This is a genomic window from Parachryseolinea silvisoli (assembly GCF_021190955.1).
GTDB classification, from domain to species: Bacteria; Bacteroidota; Bacteroidia; order Cytophagales; family Cyclobacteriaceae; genus Ohtaekwangia; species Ohtaekwangia silvisoli.
Genome location: NZ_JAIOAO010000004.1, coordinates 130,758 through 150,043, shown reverse-complemented (window position 1 = coordinate 150,043; position 19,286 = coordinate 130,758). Strand labels below are relative to the sequence as shown.

The window sequence follows — 19,286 nt, the reverse complement described above, 5'->3', positions numbered from 1 at the left end:
ATTTGCTGGCGCAAGTTTTAGCACCAAGCGTTAGCGTAGGTGCGGAACTTGTGCCTGAAACTGCCGGCAGTCTTAGACTGCCGTGTCCGCGGGACGCGGTGCACATTAAACTTCTATTAACGTTTCCGGCCCCCTCTTCCATCCAACCCGCTTTTCCCCTGGCGAAACCCTTTTCAGCCCATAACATTGGTTTAACACGCCGTGCGGCGTGGTTTTGGGAGTACGCGAGCCTGGAAGTATTGTTTATGTTTACCGCCAGGAAACCTCAACCGGGTATGATCGACAATGAAGTAGTGTCACGGATCGCCAAAAAAATACGATCTGTACGGCTCGAAAAGAACTACACCATCCAACAACTCGCCCACCGCTCGAACGTCAGCAAAGGGCTGCTCTCCAAAGTAGAAAATTCGCGCACCGTCCCCTCGCTGCCGGTCTTCATCATGATATTGCAGTCGCTCGATATATCCTTAAAAGAATTCTTTGAAGAAATGGTGCTGCTCAACGGGCGCGAATACCTGCTTGTCAAAAAAGGCGAGTGCACCTCCATTGACCGCGAAGCCGGTGCCGGTTTTCACTACCAATACATCCTCTCGCAGAACATTCCCAACTGCGCCATGGAGGCCATGCTGCTCACGCTCGATCCCGGCGCCCAGGGCAAGCCTACCACCACCGATGGCTATGCGTTTTACTACATCCTGTCGGGCAGCTGTGAGTACCAGATCAACCAGGAAGTGATCCGCCTGGACGAAGGCGACTCGATCTACTTCAACACCTCTGCGCCCCACCTGCCCGTCAACAAATCGCGACGCAAGGTGGTGATGCTGGTCATGAGCTTCCTCGTGTCCAAATAGACTTTACTGAAAAATAGCCATATTGCACCGGGCGCTGACGCGCCGGTATTAGAATGGCTTCCACCCTTGTTGAACATCCGCTCACACGCTGGCTCCGGAACGCCAATACATTCTGGTTCACGCTCTACGCCTCGGTAGCAGTCTTTTGCTTGTATACCTGCATCTTCGCTTTTCGCAAAGCCTTTACCGCGGCTACGTTTGAAGGGCTCGTCTTTGCGGGCGTCAGCTACAAAGTATGGCTTGTCATCGCCCAGGTGCTGGGCTATGCGCTCTCGAAATTTATCGGCATCAAGATCATTGCCGAGCTCAAAGCCCACTCCCGCACCTTCGGCATTCTGCTCATGACGGGACTGGCCAGCGGCTCGTGGCTCCTCTTTGCCGTGGTGCCGCCGCCGTACAACATCGTCTTTATCTTTACCAACGGCTTTCCGCTCGGCATGGTATGGGGCATGGTGTTTGGCTACCTGGAAGGGCGGCGCACCACCGAGGTGCTCACGGCCGCGCTATCGGTAAGCTTTATCTTCTCGGGAGGTCTCTCCCGCTCCACCGGAGCATTTATTATGCACGACTGGCACGTATCGGAAATGTGGATGCCCCTGGTAGCCTGCCTGCTTTTTGCCGTGCCCATGCTCACCTTCCTGTGGCTTGTCGACAAGCTGCCGCCGCCGTCGCCCCTGGACGAAGCGTTGCGTACACGCCGCCAACCGATGGACGGTGCCGAACGCAAGCGCTTTGTGCGTACGTTCCTGCCAGGCATCATCCTCTTTACGCTAACCTATATCTTGCTCACAACCTTCCGCGACTTTCGCGACAACTTCTCGGCAGAGGTGTGGAAGACCCTGGGCTACGGACAATCTTCCAGCATCTTCACGGCGACCGAAGTGCCCGTATCAATTGCAGTACTCATCATCATTGGCAGCATCATGCTGATCAAGAACAATGCATTAGCGTTGATGATCAATCACCTCATCATTGCTGCTGGCATGGTCCTGATCGCAGTGAGCACATACTTGTTTGAGCAGCACACCATCAGCGCCCCCACGTGGATGATCCTGATCGGCCTGGGATTGTACCTTGGCTATGTGCCCTTCAACAGCATCTTTTTTGATCGCCTTATTGCCACGTTTCGTTATGCCGGCACAGTCGGCTTCATCATGTATATTGCCGACTCCTTTGGTTACCTGGGCAGCATCAGCGTCTTGTTCTTCAAAGAATTTGGCTATGCTGAGGTCAGCTGGCTCCACGTATTTATTCAGTCAGGATACATCATCTCGTTGTCGGGCGCTGTTCTCATCCTGGCCTCGATGCTCTACTTCCGCTCGAAGTTTGCGGGTTGGGAGAACCGGTGATCTTTTCTATCTTGCCCTCTTCCAAACGACATAGGAATGATTAAACGTATTCATGGTATCGTCAGTCGGTTCATGTTGTTTGTGCACGAAAAGCTCTCTGCACGGCAATTCTTTGTACTCTCCAGCATCCTGGTGGGTCTCTCGTCAGGGCTGGCGGCAATCGTGCTGAAATATTTTGTGCACAGCATCGAGCGGCTTGTTCACTACTACTCTCACAACTACTCAGAGTTTTTTCTTTTTACATTATTCCCGATTATCGGCATTGGCCTGGCCGTCTTTTATGTGCAGAAAGTACTGAAGGGTGAATTCAAAAAAGGCACTTCCGAGATTGTTTATGCCATCACAAAAAAATCAAGTGTACTGCCTACCAGCCAGATGTATACTCACCTCATTACCAGTGCGCTGACCGTAGGCTTTGGTGGCTCTACCGGCTTGGAGTCGCCGATGGTCACAACAGGCTCGGCCATTGGCTCGAATTACGGACGCATGTACCAGCTCTCGTACAAAGAACGTACGATCATGCTGGCGTGTGGCGCCGCCGCCGGCATTGCGGCAGCGTTCAACTCGCCGATTGCCGGTGTACTCTTTGCCATCGAAGTATTACTGACCGATGTAAGCGCTTCGGCCTTTATACCGCTGATCATCTCCGCGGCCTGCGGCGCCTTACTGTCGAAAATTATTCTGTCACAAGGTGTGCTCCTGTCCTTTGCACTGACCGAGCCCTTTAACTACCACAACGTGCCGTGGTATATCGCGCTTGGAATTCTGGCCGGGCTCTTCTCACTTTATTTCGCCCGCAGTTTCGAATGGGTGACAGATAAGATGAAGGGTATAAAAAATATTGTTATCCGCGTGCTGATGGGTGGCGTATTGCTTATGATATTAATGATCGTCTTTCCGCCGCTCTTCGGTGAAGGCTACGAAACGATCAAGGTGCTGTCACAATTAAAACCGGCCGAGCTGGCGCAGAACAGTATCTTCCAGGACTCCATTTCCTCGGAATATATACTGTTGCTCTTTTTAGGCGGCGCCGCCTTGTTTAAATGTATTGCTGCGGCCCTCACCATCGGCAGTGGCGGCAACGGTGGTACCTTCGGACCTTCACTGTTCATGGGAGCCTATTTGGGCTTTGTATTCGCCCGGCTTATTAACCTGTCAGGCCTGGCACACATCCCGGAGACAAACTTTACGTTGGTTGCCATGGCAGGCCTGCTCAGCGGTGTGTTTTATGCGCCGCTGACCGCAATATTCCTGATCGCCGAAATCACCGGCGGCTATGAACTGATGATCCCGCTCATGATCGTTTCAGCTATTAGCGTTACCGTTGCGCACTACGTCGAGCCATTGTCGATGGAAGCCAAAAAGCTTTCGCAAAAACTGCGCTCGCCGATTGAAGACCGCGATAAGACGCTGCTGAGCCGCCTGGAGATTGTAGACCTGATCGAAAAAAACTTCTCGGTCATCCACTCGAACGAGACGTTACAAGATCTTGTGAAAGCGATCTCTACGTCCAGTCGCAACATCTTTCCCGTGCTGACCGACAATGAGCTGGTGGGGCTGGTATACCTCGACAACGTGCGGAACATCATCTTTAAGCACGACCAGTACGAAAAAATTTGGGTGCGTGACCTCATGAGTCCCCTGCCGGCGGTTATCTCGCCGCAAGACAACTTTCATAGCATTCTTAAAAAGTTTGAAGAAACCAACCAGTGGAGCTTGCCCGTGGTGGACAACGCTACGTATCTGGGCTTTGTATCAAAGTCCAGCATCCTGGCAAAATACCGCGAAGAGTTATTGCAATCAGTATAAGCCAACGACGTATGGAACCCGTAATGCCCCAGGCCACCGACCCCGATATATTAAAGAAGATCGTGACCATGCGTATGCCGTTTGGCAAATACAAGGAAACGATCATCTGTGACTTGCCCGTACATTACTTAGAATGGTTTGCCCGCGAGGGTTTTCCCGCGGGCAAACTGGGCATGATCCTATCCACCATGTATGAGATCAGGATCAATGGCCTTGAGTATCTGCTGGTACCGCTGAAACAGGCGTTCCGGGGACAGCAGTAGCCACGGCGCGCGCGGCGGTCTGTTGCTGCACATAACGATTGACGGAATACATCATCGCGATAGTCAGAATCATGGCGGCGGACACCGTATAGCCCAGCATGTCGTACCGTTCGAGATAACCGCTTGGCGTCTCTATTACAATTAATCCTGCGATGAATGTAGCAATACCTCCCGCGATCTGTTGCACCGATGCGTTGATGCTCATAAATGCGCCGCGATCATGCGGTGCCGGCACGGCCGACAGCAACGCCGATGAAGAGATGATGCGCGACGACACCCCGGTGAACATGATACATGAAATGATCACCACGATCCACAGCGGCGTAACACCGAGGTTACAGTAAATGATCGCCATGACCATGGCCAGTATAGAACCCGCAATAAATACGGGATACTTGCCTTTAGCATCCGAGAGGCGGCCGATGAAGGGACCGGTAGCCATCGAAAAGATGCCGGTGATCATATACAAAATGGGAAGCTGCTTCAGACTGATATGCAGGTTGTTTACACTAAAGGCACTGGCAAACGGCATGAGCATAAACCCGCCGGTAGCCAGTAAGGTCGTAGCCGCAAAGGCACGCAGGTAGTGCGGCTTCTGCACCGTCGTCAGCAAGTGTTGGACGGCGTTGGCCTTTGCCCGCTCTTGCAGGTGCGACGTAACGGGTTTCATATACACCACGATGATGACACCGACGATCGCGCTCACGGCGACAATCATGGTAAACGGTGCGTGCCAGCCCCAATGATTCGCGAGGATCAAGCCGATGGGTATACCTAAGACCTGGCTGCCCGCAAAGGCCATCTGCACAAAGCCCATGACACGGCCGCGTACTTCCATGCGGAACAGGTCGGTAATGATAGCAAAGGCGATCGACCCGATCACACCGGCAAACACCCCTGTGACAATACGGGCAATCAGGAGGTAGTGATAATTGGGTGCCCAGGCGCACAACGCAGTGCCCAGTACAAAGCCAGCGTAAAAGAACAACAGCATTTTCTTGCGGTCGAACTTGTCGGCAAAGCCTGCTGCCAACAGGCCCGCGCCACCGGCACTGAACGCGTAGGCGGAGACGACCATACCGAACTGCGGCGGCGTAATCTTCAGCGTAGGCATCAGAATGGCTCCCAACGGGGAGAGCACCATAAAGTCGAGAATGACGGTAAATTGTATGAACGTCAGGATGGCGATCATAAACACCTCATATCCTGTAAAGATTTTCTGTTTTGTCATAAAGATAATTTTATAGCGGCCGGCTTAGTCGGGTAATTCTTCACACCACAGGCCGGCCTTCAGGACCATGTGGAAGATGTCTTCGTACGTGAGCTCCTCACATTCGATGCGCAACACGTTGTCTACGTCCTGCTGGTCTACATTCCACCGCAGAATACGTTTATCGCCACTCAACACAGGAGCGATTTTGCGGAGGCATGCCTGGTCGGCGATGTTGGTTTTTAACACCAGAATGGTCGGAGTCTCTTGCGGGTATCGTGTCATGGCAGAAGGGTTTAAAGGTCGAAGAATCATGGCGTCAGCGCTTTAATAACAAGTTTGAGTGTTTGTTCCAACATCTTATCATCCAGCACAAACGGCTGACGACCTCCCAACCCACGACCCGCCATGTGCATCCGCACCAGGTTATACAAAGGGGCAAAAGCAATAGACCAGTATACCTCCATCGGCAGTTTCACCACCTCCTTGCGACGAATGCCGTTGTGCACAAACCGCTGCATCGCTTCCAGGAACCGGGGATCCACCTTGTCGATGGAGACGTTATGGTAGGGAGAATGTTTTATCTGTTCTAAAAATTCTGAATTGAGAGGGTTCTCGATGCTGTAGCGTGCCCGGTTCATCCATTGCACGCGCAGGCCCTCGGCAAAGGGGGCATCGGGATCGAAATCTTTCAGTGTGGCATCGATCATTTTATCCATCTCATGCACCCACAGCTGCACGATCAGGTCGTCGCGATCTTTGTAGTAGATGTAAATGGTGGCCGGAGAAACGCCGGCAGCCTTTGCCAGTTTCTGCATACTCAATCCATCAAACCCCTTCTCTACGATCATCTTGAGTGCTTCCTCGCGGATGGCCTCTTCTTTCAGTTCGTCACGTGCTCGCATAACGACACAAATATAAATGAATGTTCGTTCACTTATATTTTCCAACCCATTTTTTTCTTTCTGACCACTGCTCCTGTCTTTTCAGCGATTGATCACATCCCCTTAATTGCGTTATTAAAACGTTTGTTACCTTCGTTCAAACGTAACAACCCTTTATGATGAAACTTCTTTCCCTCACCTGTTTGTTGCTGGCGGGTCTGGCCGTGCACGCCGCAACGGCCCCCAAACGCCAGTTCTACGAGATCCGCATTTATCATATCGGTCAGCCCGACCAGGCCGATCGCCTGCACAGGTTCCTGAAAGATGCTTACCTGCCGGCATTGCATCGTGCAGGCATCGCCCGCGTGGGTGTGTTCACGCCGATCGCCACGGACACCACCTATGCCGGCAAGCGTATCGTTGTGCTGATTCCCTATCAGACAGTAGAACAGTTCACAACCCTTAGCCAAACCCTCGAAAAAGATAAACAATATCAAACTGCCGGTCGCGACTACATCGACGCACCCTACACCTCGCCGCCGTATAGCCGCATCGAGAGCATCCTGCTGCAAGCCCTTGCCGACGCGCCTGTGATGACAATGCCCACACTAAAAGGCCCACAGCCTGACCGTATTTATGAGCTCCGGAGTTATGAAGGACACACGGAGAAAATCTCCCGTAATAAAATACACATGTTCAACGAAGGCGGAGAAATTAAGCTCTTCCATCGCCTTGGCTTTAATGCAGTATTCTATGCAGAAGTATTAGCGGGCGCCAACAGACCCAACTTCATGTACATGACTTCATTTGATAACCGCGCGTCGCGCGAAGAGCATTGGAAGACGTTCGTAGAGGATGCGGAGTGGAAAAAGTTGCTGGCTGCGCCGGAGTATAAGAATAACATGTTGAAGAATACGCAGTATCTTTTAAATGCCGCGCCATATTCAGATATATAGCGGAGAGCCTGTGCGCTACGCGCTTGCATGCTACCGCATATCACGTAAACAAAAAGGCGGCCCCGGTAAACATCGGGGCCGCCTTTCCTTACATCCTATTCTTGCTCTAAGGCTGTGTATAATAGGATGATCCCCAATACATATTTACATCGTTGAAGTACGAGTGGTCATTGGTATCCGGCCAGTGATTTTTGTCAAAGCCTGGAATTTGTTTCAGATACTCCTTACTGCGTCTTACAATAAACAGCTCGCGCTCTTCATCGATGTGCAATTCGGAGAACGGTATAGCAAAGAGCTTACCGCCCATGCCGAGGAATGAGCCGAAATCAATCACCGCATATTCGATGCTGCCATCGTGAAGATTGACCATGAGGTTTTCAATCTTACCGAGGTTGTCGCCTTGCTCATTTTCTACGCGATCGCCGATGATGGACGTCGCCGTCAAACGGCGTACGGGCGTGTTGGCAGCCAGTCCTTCGTGGTTTAACCCGGTGCGGTTATCCACTTCGTAATTTTTTTCTATTGTTGCCATAATGGTATCTTTTTTAGTGGTATTTCCGGGTAAAGATTAAATTTCTGTGCCATCGGAAAAGCGTCGCAAGCGGCCTACAACTCCCTGTAAAACAACATTTTAAAAGCACGACAACACCCTTCCCCAAGGTGGCCGTTTCCAATCTTCCACAGCTGGCGTCAGGCGAATCCAAATTATGGTTACTTTGGCTGTATTCGTCAATATTCTGTATATGTCTATCTTCAAAAAAATAAAAGCCACGGTAGGACTACTCCAGCAACTCGACCTTGACAAGATCGGTACGCTCGCCGCAAAAGTAGACCTGAATAAAATGGTCGGGTTGGTCAGCTCGATGAAGCCGGAAGACCTGCAAAAGCTCATGAAGTTTATGGAAGGCGGTAAAAAGAAACACGCCTTTCCAGAAGTAGACGGCGACTTCTATGACCTGAAGGAATGGCTGACGCCCGAAGAGCGCGCCATTCAACTTCAAGTGCGCGAGTTCATGCGCGAGCACATCGCTCCCATCGCCAACGAATATTGGCTCAAGGATGAATTTCCGCATCACATCATTCCCGAGATGGCCAAGCTTAACATCTGCGGCCTGACCTACCAGGGGTATGGCTGCCCCGGCAAGTCGAACTTGCTCGAAGGATTTCTGGCCATGGAAATGGCCCGTGTCGATTGCTCTACGTCTACGTTCTTCGGCGTGCAAAGCGGTCTCGCCATGGGTTCGATCTACCACTGTGGCTCGGAAGAACAAAAGCAGCAATGGCTGCCGTCCATGCAGCGCATGGAAAAGATTGGCGCCTTCGGCCTGACCGAACCGGAAGTAGGCTCGGGCGCCGCCGGCGGTCTCACCTGTACCTGCAAGCGTGAAGGCGACACGTGGATTCTCAACGGTCAAAAGAAATGGATCGGCAATGCCACCTTCGCCGACCTCGTAATAATCTGGGCGCGCGACCTCGACGACGGAAACGTAAAAGGCTTTATTGTTGAAAAAGGATTCGAGGGCTTCAAGGCTGAAAAGATCCGCGGCAAAATGGCCCTGCGCATTGTACAAAACGCGCTCATTACACTCACGAACTGCGCCGTACCCGAAAGCAACCGGCTGCAAAACGCAAATTCATTTAAGGACACCGCCAACGTACTGCGCATGACCCGTGCCGGCGTAGCCTGGCAAGCGGTGGGCTGTGCACGCGGCGCCTACGAAAGCGCCCTGCAGTACACCAACGAGCGCAAACAATTCGGCCGCACGATCAGCAGCTTCCAGCTGGTACAAGACTTGCTGGTACAAATGCTGAGCAACCTCACCGCGATGCAAACCATGGTCTGCCGCCTGTCACAACTGCAAGACAACGGCAAGCTCACCGACGAACAAGCCTCGCTGGCCAAAGTATTCTGCACGCTGCGCACCCGCGACATTGTCAGCCACGCCCGCGAGCTGTTTGGCGGCAACGGCATTCTCATTGAATACGACATTGCCCGCTTCGTCGCCGACGCGGAAGCCATCTATTCATACGAAGGCACGAAGGAGATCAATACCTTGATAGTAGGCCGCTCGATCACAGGTCACAGCGCATTTGTATAGTTTATACCAACATCTCTATATTCTATGAAACCAAGTATTCTTATTATGCTGATGGCACTCCTCACAGCACCCGCCTGGGCACAAAAGGGCGGCGAGAAAGAAGTAGCCGCTGCCGTGGAAGCACTGCGTGCAGCCATGGTGAACGCCGATCGTACCGCACTCGAAAATCTTACGGCCGATGGCCTGAGCTATGGACACTCCAGCGGTAAGGTTGAGAACCGAGCCTCCTTTGTCGAGACCCTTGCCGGCGGCCAGTCGGACTTTGTCTCTATTACTTTGACGGAACAGCAGATCAGTATTTCCGATAACACGGCGCTGGTGCGGCATAAGTTTCAGGCAGAGACCAATGATAGTGGAAAGCCGGGAAATGTATCACTGGGGATTTTGCTGGTCTGGCAAAAGCAGAAAGGCACGTGGAAGTTATTGGCCCGGCAAGCCTATAAGCTGTAACTATAATTACTGACGCCAACGGCCCCGTCTTGATTTTATCGAGACGGGGCTGTTTGTTTATGTATACCCTTACTTTTCCGGTATAATATAGGCAGTATGTGACCACCCTATACATTCGTTAAAAACGCCAAAAATTTCCCCAATCTTCAAGGGTATACCCCCAGTTGTAAACATTCAACCCACACGCCACATACATCTATCCACATTTTTTTGTGCATAAGTCTTCCTATACTCCTTCGAGAGCTCTGTAGCATACAGGATATCCTACTGATAACACATTTTTAAGCTATTTATACACCACTTATGACCGTGACCTATAGATGTCCGGATCATTTTATGCTCCAGACAAAAATCAAAAAAGTATACATCTACAATTGATAGTCTTTCAACAAACACTCCCTATATTGTCCTCAGAAACAGTTGAACCCCTCGCGACCGTTTTGAAAACCAATCGTTTTATTAACCAATACTGACCAATGGCCTTCTTAGAAGAACTTAAAATTACCGGCAGCATCGGTAACCTCAGCTTTTACAAGATGCGCGGCGTAGACGGAATTGTCGTGCGGCAGAAGGGCGGTGCGCCCAAGGAATATGTAAAAAATTCGCCGACCTTTAAAGTGCCGAGACTCTATATGAGTGAGTTTGGCGGGTGCTCAAAGATGGGTAAAGAAGTGCGTTTTATGATGCACCCCGTGCGAACCCTGGCGGACTATAACTTTAGCGGTTTTATTAACAAGGCGCTCAAGATTGTGCAGAAGCAGGACGGCGCCGGCGAATTGGGGCAACGTTCTATTATGTTATCGAAGCATCCAACCTTGCTGGCAGGCTTTCAGCTGAATAAAAATACCACGTTTGACTCGGTTATTCGTACGCCGCTCACGTATACAGTAGACCGCAAGACTCTTTCGGCCCGTGTGAATATACCGGCCTTGCTACGCGATATCAACTTTCATCCAAACAACAGGCATGCGCGTTTCTGCATCGATGTCAGTTTGGGCATTGTGCCGGATTTCACGTTCGATCCTAAGGAAGGCGCGTATAGGCCTTCCGCCTGGTATACGAGCATGTTTGCGCCGAAGAGTGTGTCGTCACCATGGTTTCCTGCTTTGAAGGGATCGCCTGCTACGTCCCTCGAAATAGCACTTACGGACCAGGTGCCGGCGGATGAATCGTATAGCTTGATGCTGACGGTGGGCGTGCGGTATGGCTCGCCGATGGAGGATGATGTTGTAGAAGAGGTGAAACGTGCCGGGGCGGCGAAAGTGGTTGCTATCGCGGGGTGGCCGGAGGGTGACGGATCGGGAGACAAGCTGCCTGTGAGCGACACGATGTCGGAAGTGGTTAAGGGAGACGGAGAAATGCAGGCAATGGTGCCTGTACAATCTGCGGCGACTTGCACCTATGGCTGGCACTACACTGTGGATACCCGCTCCATTGAATCTATTCAGCCACCTGAGCATTCGCTAAAGGCCGAAACAACGACACCAACACATGCTGAAATAGAAGGATCTTCAGTAAAGGCAGGAGAGATTACTATACCTACCGTGCCGTTCCTAATCGTGGACTGCAAGCAGCTTCAGTCACTCCCGATAGCTATCGGGACCGCACCTGCGCTAACGCTTGGTACTTAAACTTGCACCAGCATATCTTATAATACCCCCTATGACTCCTTCTTAGCGTCTTTTGCCAGACGTAGTGTCATAAAACCGAGTACGCCGATAATCGCTACAATCGCTACCCATACGATATTGCGATTCGTGAAGATCGTGGGCGTTGCGTCCTCCACAACAGGTTTGCGCAGAGATGTAATGGGGCCGACGGCCATCAGGCCGGGGTTGTCGGGGATGCTGTCGCGGAAGTAAGCGAGGTCGTAGCCGGGCATGGCCAGGTCGTCCGGGCCGAACTTCATGGTGTATGTTTCGCCTTTCTTTAGCCAGGCGATCAGGTAACGGTTTAGCTGGCTGGCTTTGGCGGTCGCTACCGTCAACGGCGGGTTGTTTCCATTGTCAACCGCGATCATCAGTTCGGATGTCTTTACGGCCTCCAGGTATACTTCCGATGCTTGCTTGGAGCTAACCTCGAAATGCGTTACCGGCTGGTAGTAGTCTATGTCTCCTTTCTTCGTGGCGCGTGTTTGTCGCGCGTACACTGTTGCCTGCCGCAGGAAGTAGGGTGCGTTGGTCATTGTCAGCATGACCTTGTCCACCACGTGGAGCGTATCGAACACTAATCGGATATAGGTCTGCTTTTTGGCCGTCGTATCGGTTACCAGCATTTGTTGCACGGGAACTTCTGCATACGCGCCGGTATACGTCAATACGTCATAATAACCTGCCTTCAGGATGTTCAGGGGGCCGCTCGTCGAGTCGGCTATCTGCAGACGATAGTACGCATAGTCGCTCAGTGGAAAGTTTACGGCTTTGACTTCGGCCGTGCCGTTTGCATTGTCCAATGCGGTCAGCGTAAACCGGTCGCGAATGACAAACCAGTTTGTGCGATCGTCACTGCCTGACAAGATCGCCTCCTTGCTTACGTCGGCATTGCGAATCTGCAAGCTGATGTTGTTGATCGGTCGGCGATCCGGGTTGCTTAGGATCAGGGATGTACAGCACTTGGGTTCCTGTGTCTTTTCGACGATGGTATACTCCCGGAATTGCTGATGCGAATAGCGCGGCTGCTCTTCCTGGAAGACATACGGCACCTCCCGCCCTTGCGGATCATGGACGCGTGCATTGGAAAACGTGCTATTGAGATACGGCGTTACCGCGGGAGACAGCTGTACCCGGTAAAAACCATCGTTGGGTACCGCGGGTAGTGTCGCCACGGCTTTAAACTCCTGCGCGTGGGCGGCAATGCCGATCAACCACCCTCCTATCAACGCGCCTACAAACTTTCTCATGCGTTCTCTCCTTTTATTTCTGTGCCCGGTGTCGCTTCATTTCCGGAAGGTGCTGTGGGCGCCGCGGGCGCTACCGCCTCATCCGTCAACAGCAGTTTTTTGAGGCGTTGGTACATGAACGATACTACCAGCAGCAACACACCCAGCGAAATGAACGCGGCGATCTTGCCTCCTTCGGAGATGCCCTTCAAATCGAATATGACCAGCTTGAGCAAGGTCACGAGTAGCAGCGTAAGCGAAATGATCCGCAGGTGCTTCTTGCGTTGACGCATACCCAGGTAGATCAGCAGGAAGGCGCCCAGGCCCCAAAGGATGGGGTAGCCGATCTTGTGGTTCTGGTGGAGTATGTGGTCCAGATTAGCTTGTTCCGTTGGCTGCGCCAGCATCAGGACGCTGTGATCGAGCTCGGTGCTTGCCAGGAATAGAAAGAAGAACACATAGAGCCAGGCATGCAGGTTGTGGGTCTGTTTCGTAAAGCCCTCGATCTGGCGCACTTCACGCAGGGTGATGATACAGACCACGAGCAACAATGCTACGTATACATAGTGGAATATAAATCCAGTGGACGAAAAGTCGCCCAGGAGGAAACCGTCGCGGGCATCGATGATCTGGTAGTGATAAAATATCAGGAAGGCGAACATCGCCACCGGTCCCCAGATTGCAAAGGGCTGCTTGACCCGGTCGGGATACGGCGAGCGTTTTACCGCCAGTAACAGGCCGACGAGGAACAGCATATTGTACGCGCCTATGATGATCAGCCCCGCGCTTTCGGCGTCCACAAAGCGATAAATCTGGTAGTGCAGCTCCAGGTATTGCGAAGCGTATAGCGCCAGCGTGCCGCTAACGATCAACGCCTGGCGATACGGCCCGATATAGTCGGCATCGCGTTCGTCCTTCTCAAACCGGAGGAAGTATACCGTCAAGGCGATGGAGATGAGCGACACCACGCTGGTGATGTAGGCTTTGTTCAACACGACCGGCATGTAGTCTGCCGTCTGTACGTACAGTTGCTCCCAGTCCATGACCAGGCTGCAGCCCATCAGGATCATAACGAGTACCGAGCCGACCTTCATCAGGCGAATGCCTGACTTCTGCGACAGCCACAACAGCAGCACGCCTTCGGCCGCCCAGAAGAGTGTGATATAATTTCCTTCGAGCTGCACAGGCGCTGCTAAGCTGATGAATGTCAGCACCAGGCCGATCAGCAGAAACACCAGGTTGCGGTCGACGCGGGTGTTCTTATACAGGCTATAGGCGAAGATGAAATTGAAGATGGCGAGTGTCGCGGTAAACAACCCGCGGAAGTCGCTGGCGGGGGCCTGGTTCAAGATAATCATGCCGGCGGTGTAATACAGGAATGTATTGCTGAGCAGCAGGCTGATCTCGATAGCCTTAAAGGTTGTACGCTGGCGCAGGTTGTTGATGATGTTCATGAGGAAGAACACGATATAGAACAACGTGGCGAAGATCAATGCCCCGGCGACCATGCTTAAATTTTCGCCATCGAAGCTTTTGCCGAGCCAGGCGAAGTACAAGATCATCGTAAACACATACGACACAATGTTGACCAGGTTCCACTTTTTATAGTACGCCAGCACCAGCATGCCGATGTCGAGCACCAGGATGTAGGTAAACAATACGACGTAATTACCTTCGCCGGTGCTGACCATGAGGGGTGTGGCAAAGCCACCCAGGATGGCCAGAATGGCCAGCTCGATACGATCGTATCCCAACGAGAGTACGATGGCAAAACCGGTGATGACGACCATGAGCAAAAACGCGGCAGTCTGCGAGAAGATGTGATAGTCGTGAAAGGCTATACCAATGGTAAAATATAATACGGCAATACCACCCCCTACCAGCACGGAGCTAAAGGGCGCAAAGGTCTTGCGCAGGCGGTGCGCCACGCCCAATAATATACCTCCACAGAGAATGCCGATGAATACGCGGCCGATCTCGTTGATCCATTGCTGGTCGATGGCATACTTCACGAAGAAGCCGATGCCGAGTACCAGGATGCCGATACCGATCTTGTTGGCCAGGTTCTCGCCGATGAATTTTTCCAGGTCGGGGTTACGCTCGAAGAACCCGGGCTTGGGTGCCGGGGGCACGTACGCCGGCGGGGGCGTTGTGGGTTTCGGGGCGTCCGACAATGGCCGTACCGTTGTGGTCGCGGCTTCCTGCCGCACCGGGGGAGCTACCGTTTCGGGTTTAACCGGCGGTGCAGGTGCCTGTACGGGCGGTGCGACCGGTGGCGGCACCGGCGTAGGTATGGGCGGCGGCGTGACGGGCCGTGACACAGGCACCGGCGGCACGATTGGAATAGCCGGCTGAGGTTTTACCTCCTCGCGGGCCGTGACCGGAGCAGGCGCTGCGCCTTCCTTGAGCCGGGCTTTACCCAGTTCGGTTTTGAGATCGTCGATCTTAAACTGTAAGACGGTGATCTGGTTTTGCAGCTTGGTGCGAAGGTTGGCAATCAGCACAACAATAATGACCAGGGTAATAAAGATCAAAAAGCTAAAAAACTCTTCCATGGGCAGGAATCCGTGTTTTTATTGGTTAGACAGGGCAAAGGATTAGCAATTTAATCATTTTCAGGAAACGATTGATTCATTAAAAAAGGCCACTCCCGCCGTGGAAGTGGCCTTTTAAGCCAATAGCCTCGAAATTCTTATTTACGACGCTTGGTGACGAACGTCATCACCGGGCGTTTGGAGTGGCTTACCACGTCTTCGGCAATGCTGCCTGCCAGTACGTGGGCGAAGCCCGTGCGGCCGTGTGTCGCCATGGCGATCAGGTCGGCGTTGATGCTGTCGGCAAAATATATAATGCCTTCTTCTTCGCTCAGGTCGTTGAATACGTTGATGGTATAGTTTTTCAATTGCAGCTTTTTGGCGAAGTCTTCCATATATTTTCTCACGACAATGTCGCGCTGGAAGTTGCCGGGCGTGTTGACGCGCACCAGGTGAATGGTGGAATTATACATCTCCTGCGTGCGGCGTACAAAGCGCGAGAAAATCTCCTCGTCTTTTTCCATGGCCGTGGCGTATACGATGTTCTTAAATTCTTTGCGGCTGGGTTTGTTGCGTACAGTCAATACGGGACAGTGCGAGTGGCGCACCACTTTCTCGGTGTTTGAACCGATGATCATGTCCTCCAGCTCGGTGCGGCCTGAGCTGCCCATCACAACGAGGTCAACTTTGCGCTCGGTGATGATGGCATTCATACCGTGAAAGGCCGTGCCCACACGCAGCTCCTGGCGTACTTTTACACCTTCGAACTTGGCGTCGCCCACAAGCTTGGCCATTTGTTTCTTAGCTTTCTCAATAAGCTTCAGGGTAAATACTTTATCCTCCCAACTTCCTTCATACGTTGCCTCGCCTTCTACGCTGAAAGAGCTTTCGCTTGCTTCTTCAATTACGTGCAGCAGGATGAGCTCGGCACCGGCACGCCGGGCGATGTCGGCGGCGACTTCTGCGCTAAGATTAGCTTGTTTGGAAAAATCGGTTGGAACAAGAATTTTTTTCATACCGGTAGGTTTATCGTTTGTGATAGGGTAAAAGTAGCGATTTCGCGTAAAAATAAAAACCTGCGCTTTGGCAGGCGGGCCTGCCTTCGTATGAGACATGCTTCGGCAGGTAAGTGTATTTATCGTATAAGCTATATGCGCTACCGGCTGGATTGAGGCGATGGGTGGTTCAACGGATGATTCTTTCGGCGGGTAGCCCCTTTAAAAACACAAAAGCCCTCCCGAAAGAATCGGAAAGGCCTTTGTTTCATATCGCGTATGAAACCGCTTGACGGGACCGTCGCTTAGAAGCGAACGGTCTTGGTGTTACCGGCGTTGTCGGTTACTTCGAAAGTCAATGCACCGTTTACATTTTTTACTGTATACAGTTGCGCGAAGTTACCGTCTACGGTTTTTGTTTCGCTGTGCACCAGGTTGTTGGCTGCATCATAGATTTTTACGCTGATCTGCTCGTTGCCTTGCGCTGCTACAGACACCAGGTACTTGCCGTTTTCTTTGGCCAGTTTCGAGATGTGTACATTTTTCGCGGCGGCTACTGCAGGCTTGAAGCTAACTTTCTCAGTCTTCTTGCCTGTTGCATCAATCAACTCAATGGTATAATCACCGTAAGCCAGGCCAGTGAAGTTCAGCGGGCAGATGAAACCATCTGTGCCATTGAATGATTCAGTGAAGACCAGTTGTGATTGCGTATTGTAGATATTCAGTTTTACCTTACCGGCAGTTTCGCCTTTGTAGATAACTTTGAATACTTCGGCTCCCTTAACAGGTACTACAGCCAAACCTCTGTTGCTTGGCTCTTCCTTTCCAAAAGCTGCTAAAGACGCTGCTGCGAAAAGTGCTGCGATGAAAAGTGATCTTGCTTTCATAATTGTATTGTGTTTGTGTTTTGATTACTGTACAAATATACGGGCGGGTTGCGCGGAAGGCCGGAGTTTGTAAGGAAACCTGATTTTATTCTACAAACAACGTTTGCGTAAAATTTCCTTCGCGAAATGCTCTAAATGATCGTACAAACCGGGGTGCAAACGCTAACAGGAGAATTTTATTTAGTACAACGTTTGCAATAGACAATATCGGCATCCCCGGGCTAAAACACAGAAGGCGCCCTTCGAGGAAGGACGCCTTCAATATAATTCTGTAGAATGATATTCTACCTGTATTTCAGTAGCAGTAGCGCAGTCGTTACAGAATATTATTGCAACAGCAAACGTTATCTGCTTGTCGTGACGATTAGATCGTTACGTGCTCCAGCTCGCGTACAGCACCGTCAATTACTTCGACTGTGTAGTTGCCTTTGCTTAATTGAGACAGGTTGTAAGGTCTGATAAAACCATCCACTTTCCGGATAGTCTCTTTATAGATAAGACGGTTTGACTCGTCATAGATAGAAACCTTCACGTCGTTTGACTCCACTCCTTTGTAGAATACCTTCAAAGTAGTACCGAATTGCATTACACCTACGCGCTCAACAGGAACAGGATTTTCTTTTGCTGCTACAACGCCCGCTACCAGAAACATACCAACTACCAGTGCCAAATTTTTCATAACTCGTTTTTTTATAAAGTTTTGGTACTAACACGTAGTAGGGTTGTATAAAGTTTCGCTGCAAACGTTATTGAATCGTTAACGGAGGCCTTTTGCGCATAGCCAGGTTACCTGTGCACTTCTTTTTATTCGCCGGCATGCAGGCCTTACGGAACAAAAATACTTCGCGCCATGGGAGCAACGAATAAACCCCTGCCTAACGCCCGGTTGGCCGATGTAAGGGTTTTAACAATAAATTAATAAAGAAATTTAATTGAGGTGGTAAAAATCCTTGCTCTTCTCTTCTTCTTCGAGCAACTGCTCCTGGTAGCGAATACGATTCTGTAGAAATGTTTCTTGCCGGCTTTCAGCTAGCTGTAAGAACTTGTAGCGGTCGCGCAGATCGAGGCTTAGCTCTTGTGCAATATGATATATGCTAAACGGGGCAACTTGCCGTGTAATATTCCGGCGTTGCATGTATAGGGTGAACAAATCATACAGGATTGTACTCGGCTGACGCGCAGTATCTATATGGTGATACCGCACATAGCCACCGGGGTATAGTTTATTACTGTCGAATGTGCGTTGTAACTTATCGGTTTCGAAGGTGTCCAGGCATCGTACAATGATATCCGACTCGCCGCCGGGATATTGTTTCAGAACGCTTTCCAGGCGGACCAGCGAGCCAATCCTGGCCAGGTTCATGTGATGCGAAAGGTAAATACCGAAAGAGACATCCTCCGCGGAAGCATCTTCTAACAACTGGCGATAGCGCGGCTCAAAAATATGCAAAGGTACCCACTCTCCAGGCAGGGGTAGAATAGAAAGTGGAAACATCGGTATATGGATGACATCTTCCATAGTGCGCTGCACCTGGGATTCATCCCACCTCGTTATCAATAGGTCACCAGGTACTGAGGATTAACTCCAAACTGGTGTAGAAGGTTTAGCTCTCCAGGCAAAAAGCTCAAATTAATAATAAAGGAAAAGCCCACCAGCTCGGCGCCGGCATGTCGCACCAGGTTGGCGGCAGCCCCGGCAGTACCGCCGGTGGCCAGTACATCGTCGTGCACCAATACGCGCCAGCCCGGTTGCAGGGCATCTTCGTGCATTTCAATGGTGGCGGTGCCGTACTCCAGGCTATATTCCTGCCGGATCGTTTTGTAGGGCAGCTTTCCGGCCTTGCGAATGGGTATAAACCGAACGTTGAGCGCGTGGGCCAGAATGGCACCAAAAATAAAGCCCCGGGCCTCTACCGCCGCAATGGCATCGAGCTGAAGCCCTTTCAGGTCCGTTTTCAGCTGGGCGATCATTTCGTTCATCAGCTGCGGGTCCGAAAGTATGGGGGTGATGTCTTTGAATACGATGCCCGGTTGGGGGTAATCGCGCACGTCGCGGATCGTTTGTTTGATCTTGTTGGATAATTGCATGCCGGGCAGTTTTTTGAGGCACTAAAAATAAGC

19 protein-coding genes are annotated in these 19,286 nt (G+C 51.4%); 8 read left to right on the top strand and 11 right to left on the bottom strand.

Annotated elements, in window-relative coordinates; all coding sequences use genetic code 11:
* Positions 1-275: 275 nt before the first annotated feature.
* The 4 genes from K7P01_RS23650 to K7P01_RS23635 are packed head-to-tail and all read left to right on the top strand — an operon-like array spanning position 276 to position 4,272.
* Entirely contained in the window at positions 276-851 is a 576-nt protein-coding gene (locus K7P01_RS23650) for a helix-turn-helix domain-containing protein (protein ID WP_267297056.1), read from the top strand.
* Between the two features lie 53 nt (positions 852-904).
* Positions 905-2,200: a DUF5690 family protein gene (locus tag K7P01_RS23645; RefSeq protein WP_267297055.1), complete on the top strand. Its 1,296-nt coding sequence runs from the start codon at positions 905-907 to the stop codon at positions 2,198-2,200.
* A 36-nt stretch (positions 2,201-2,236) separates the two neighbouring features.
* A complete protein-coding gene (locus K7P01_RS23640; protein ID WP_267297054.1) occupies positions 2,237-4,009 on the top strand; it encodes a chloride channel protein in 1,773 nt (590 codons plus the stop codon).
* Between the two features lie 11 nt (positions 4,010-4,020).
* The gene (locus K7P01_RS23635; protein WP_267297053.1) at positions 4,021-4,272 is read left to right on the top strand and encodes a DUF3820 family protein; all 252 of its coding nucleotides are present in this window, start codon (positions 4,021-4,023) and stop codon (positions 4,270-4,272) included.
* Here K7P01_RS23635 and K7P01_RS23630 read toward each other — a convergent pair.
* The 3 genes from K7P01_RS23630 to K7P01_RS23620 are packed head-to-tail and all read right to left on the bottom strand — an operon-like array spanning position 4,214 to position 6,387.
* Positions 4,214-5,503 (bottom strand): MFS transporter, encoded by a 1,290-nt coding sequence (locus K7P01_RS23630; protein WP_267297052.1) that lies wholly within the window; start codon positions 5,501-5,503, stop codon positions 4,214-4,216. The two genes, K7P01_RS23635 and K7P01_RS23630, sit on opposite strands and share 59 nt — an antisense overlap.
* Before the next feature lie 24 nt (positions 5,504-5,527).
* Positions 5,528-5,767 (bottom strand): hypothetical protein, encoded by a 240-nt coding sequence (locus K7P01_RS23625; RefSeq protein WP_267297051.1) that lies wholly within the window; start codon positions 5,765-5,767, stop codon positions 5,528-5,530.
* 26 nt (positions 5,768-5,793) lie between these two features.
* Positions 5,794-6,387 (bottom strand): TetR/AcrR family transcriptional regulator, encoded by a 594-nt coding sequence (locus K7P01_RS23620; protein ID WP_267297050.1) that lies wholly within the window; start codon positions 6,385-6,387, stop codon positions 5,794-5,796.
* Positions 6,388-6,542: 155 nt separating this feature from the next.
* Here K7P01_RS23620 and K7P01_RS23615 point away from each other — a divergent pair, with 155 nt between their 5' ends.
* On the top strand, positions 6,543-7,322 hold the full coding sequence (locus tag K7P01_RS23615) for an NIPSNAP family protein (protein WP_267297049.1): 780 nt from the start codon (positions 6,543-6,545) through the stop codon (positions 7,320-7,322).
* A gap of 106 nt (positions 7,323-7,428) precedes the next feature.
* Here the strand turns inward: K7P01_RS23615 and K7P01_RS23610 are convergent, their stop codons facing one another.
* Positions 7,429-7,854, bottom strand: a complete 426-nt coding sequence (locus K7P01_RS23610; RefSeq protein ID WP_267297048.1) for a PRC-barrel domain-containing protein — start codon at positions 7,852-7,854, stop codon at positions 7,429-7,431.
* A gap of 211 nt (positions 7,855-8,065) precedes the next feature.
* Here K7P01_RS23610 and K7P01_RS23605 point away from each other — a divergent pair, with 211 nt between their 5' ends.
* The 3 genes from K7P01_RS23605 (at position 8,066) to K7P01_RS23595 (ending at position 11,502) form a co-directional block, all read left to right on the top strand.
* Positions 8,066-9,421 (top strand): acyl-CoA dehydrogenase family protein, encoded by a 1,356-nt coding sequence (locus K7P01_RS23605; RefSeq protein WP_267297047.1) that lies wholly within the window; start codon positions 8,066-8,068, stop codon positions 9,419-9,421.
* A gap of 24 nt (positions 9,422-9,445) precedes the next feature.
* The gene (locus K7P01_RS23600) at positions 9,446-9,871 is read left to right on the top strand and encodes a nuclear transport factor 2 family protein (protein WP_267297046.1); all 426 of its coding nucleotides are present in this window, start codon (positions 9,446-9,448) and stop codon (positions 9,869-9,871) included.
* Positions 9,872-10,347: 476 nt separating this feature from the next.
* Positions 10,348-11,502 (top strand): hypothetical protein, encoded by a 1,155-nt coding sequence (locus tag K7P01_RS23595; RefSeq protein ID WP_267297045.1) that lies wholly within the window; start codon positions 10,348-10,350, stop codon positions 11,500-11,502.
* 29 nt (positions 11,503-11,531) lie between these two features.
* On the opposite strand, the gene K7P01_RS23590 is transcribed toward K7P01_RS23595, so the two are convergent.
* From K7P01_RS23590 to K7P01_RS23560, 7 genes are all read right to left on the bottom strand, one after another.
* Positions 11,532-12,770, bottom strand: coding sequence for a DUF3999 domain-containing protein (locus tag K7P01_RS23590; protein ID WP_267297044.1), 1,239 nt, complete (start codon positions 12,768-12,770; stop codon positions 11,532-11,534).
* Positions 12,767-15,304 (bottom strand): DUF2339 domain-containing protein, encoded by a 2,538-nt coding sequence (locus K7P01_RS23585; RefSeq protein WP_267297043.1) that lies wholly within the window; start codon positions 15,302-15,304, stop codon positions 12,767-12,769. Before K7P01_RS23585 ends, K7P01_RS23590 begins: the two co-directional genes overlap by 4 nt.
* Before the next feature lie 137 nt (positions 15,305-15,441).
* Positions 15,442-16,299: a universal stress protein gene (locus tag K7P01_RS23580; RefSeq protein WP_267297042.1), complete on the bottom strand. Its 858-nt coding sequence runs from the start codon at positions 16,297-16,299 to the stop codon at positions 15,442-15,444.
* 284 nt (positions 16,300-16,583) lie between these two features.
* Entirely contained in the window at positions 16,584-17,165 is a 582-nt protein-coding gene (locus K7P01_RS23575) for a hypothetical protein (protein ID WP_267297041.1), read from the bottom strand.
* A gap of 364 nt (positions 17,166-17,529) precedes the next feature.
* Complete coding sequence (locus K7P01_RS23570; RefSeq protein WP_254083881.1) at positions 17,530-17,844, bottom strand: hypothetical protein; 315 nt, start codon at positions 17,842-17,844, stop codon at positions 17,530-17,532.
* A 249-nt stretch (positions 17,845-18,093) separates the two neighbouring features.
* Positions 18,094-18,684: an LON peptidase substrate-binding domain-containing protein gene (locus K7P01_RS23565; protein WP_267297040.1), complete on the bottom strand. Its 591-nt coding sequence runs from the start codon at positions 18,682-18,684 to the stop codon at positions 18,094-18,096.
* A gap of 35 nt (positions 18,685-18,719) precedes the next feature.
* On the bottom strand, positions 18,720-19,253 hold the full coding sequence (locus K7P01_RS23560; protein WP_267297039.1) for an adenine phosphoribosyltransferase: 534 nt from the start codon (positions 19,251-19,253) through the stop codon (positions 18,720-18,722).
* Positions 19,254-19,286: the final 33 nt, after the last annotated feature.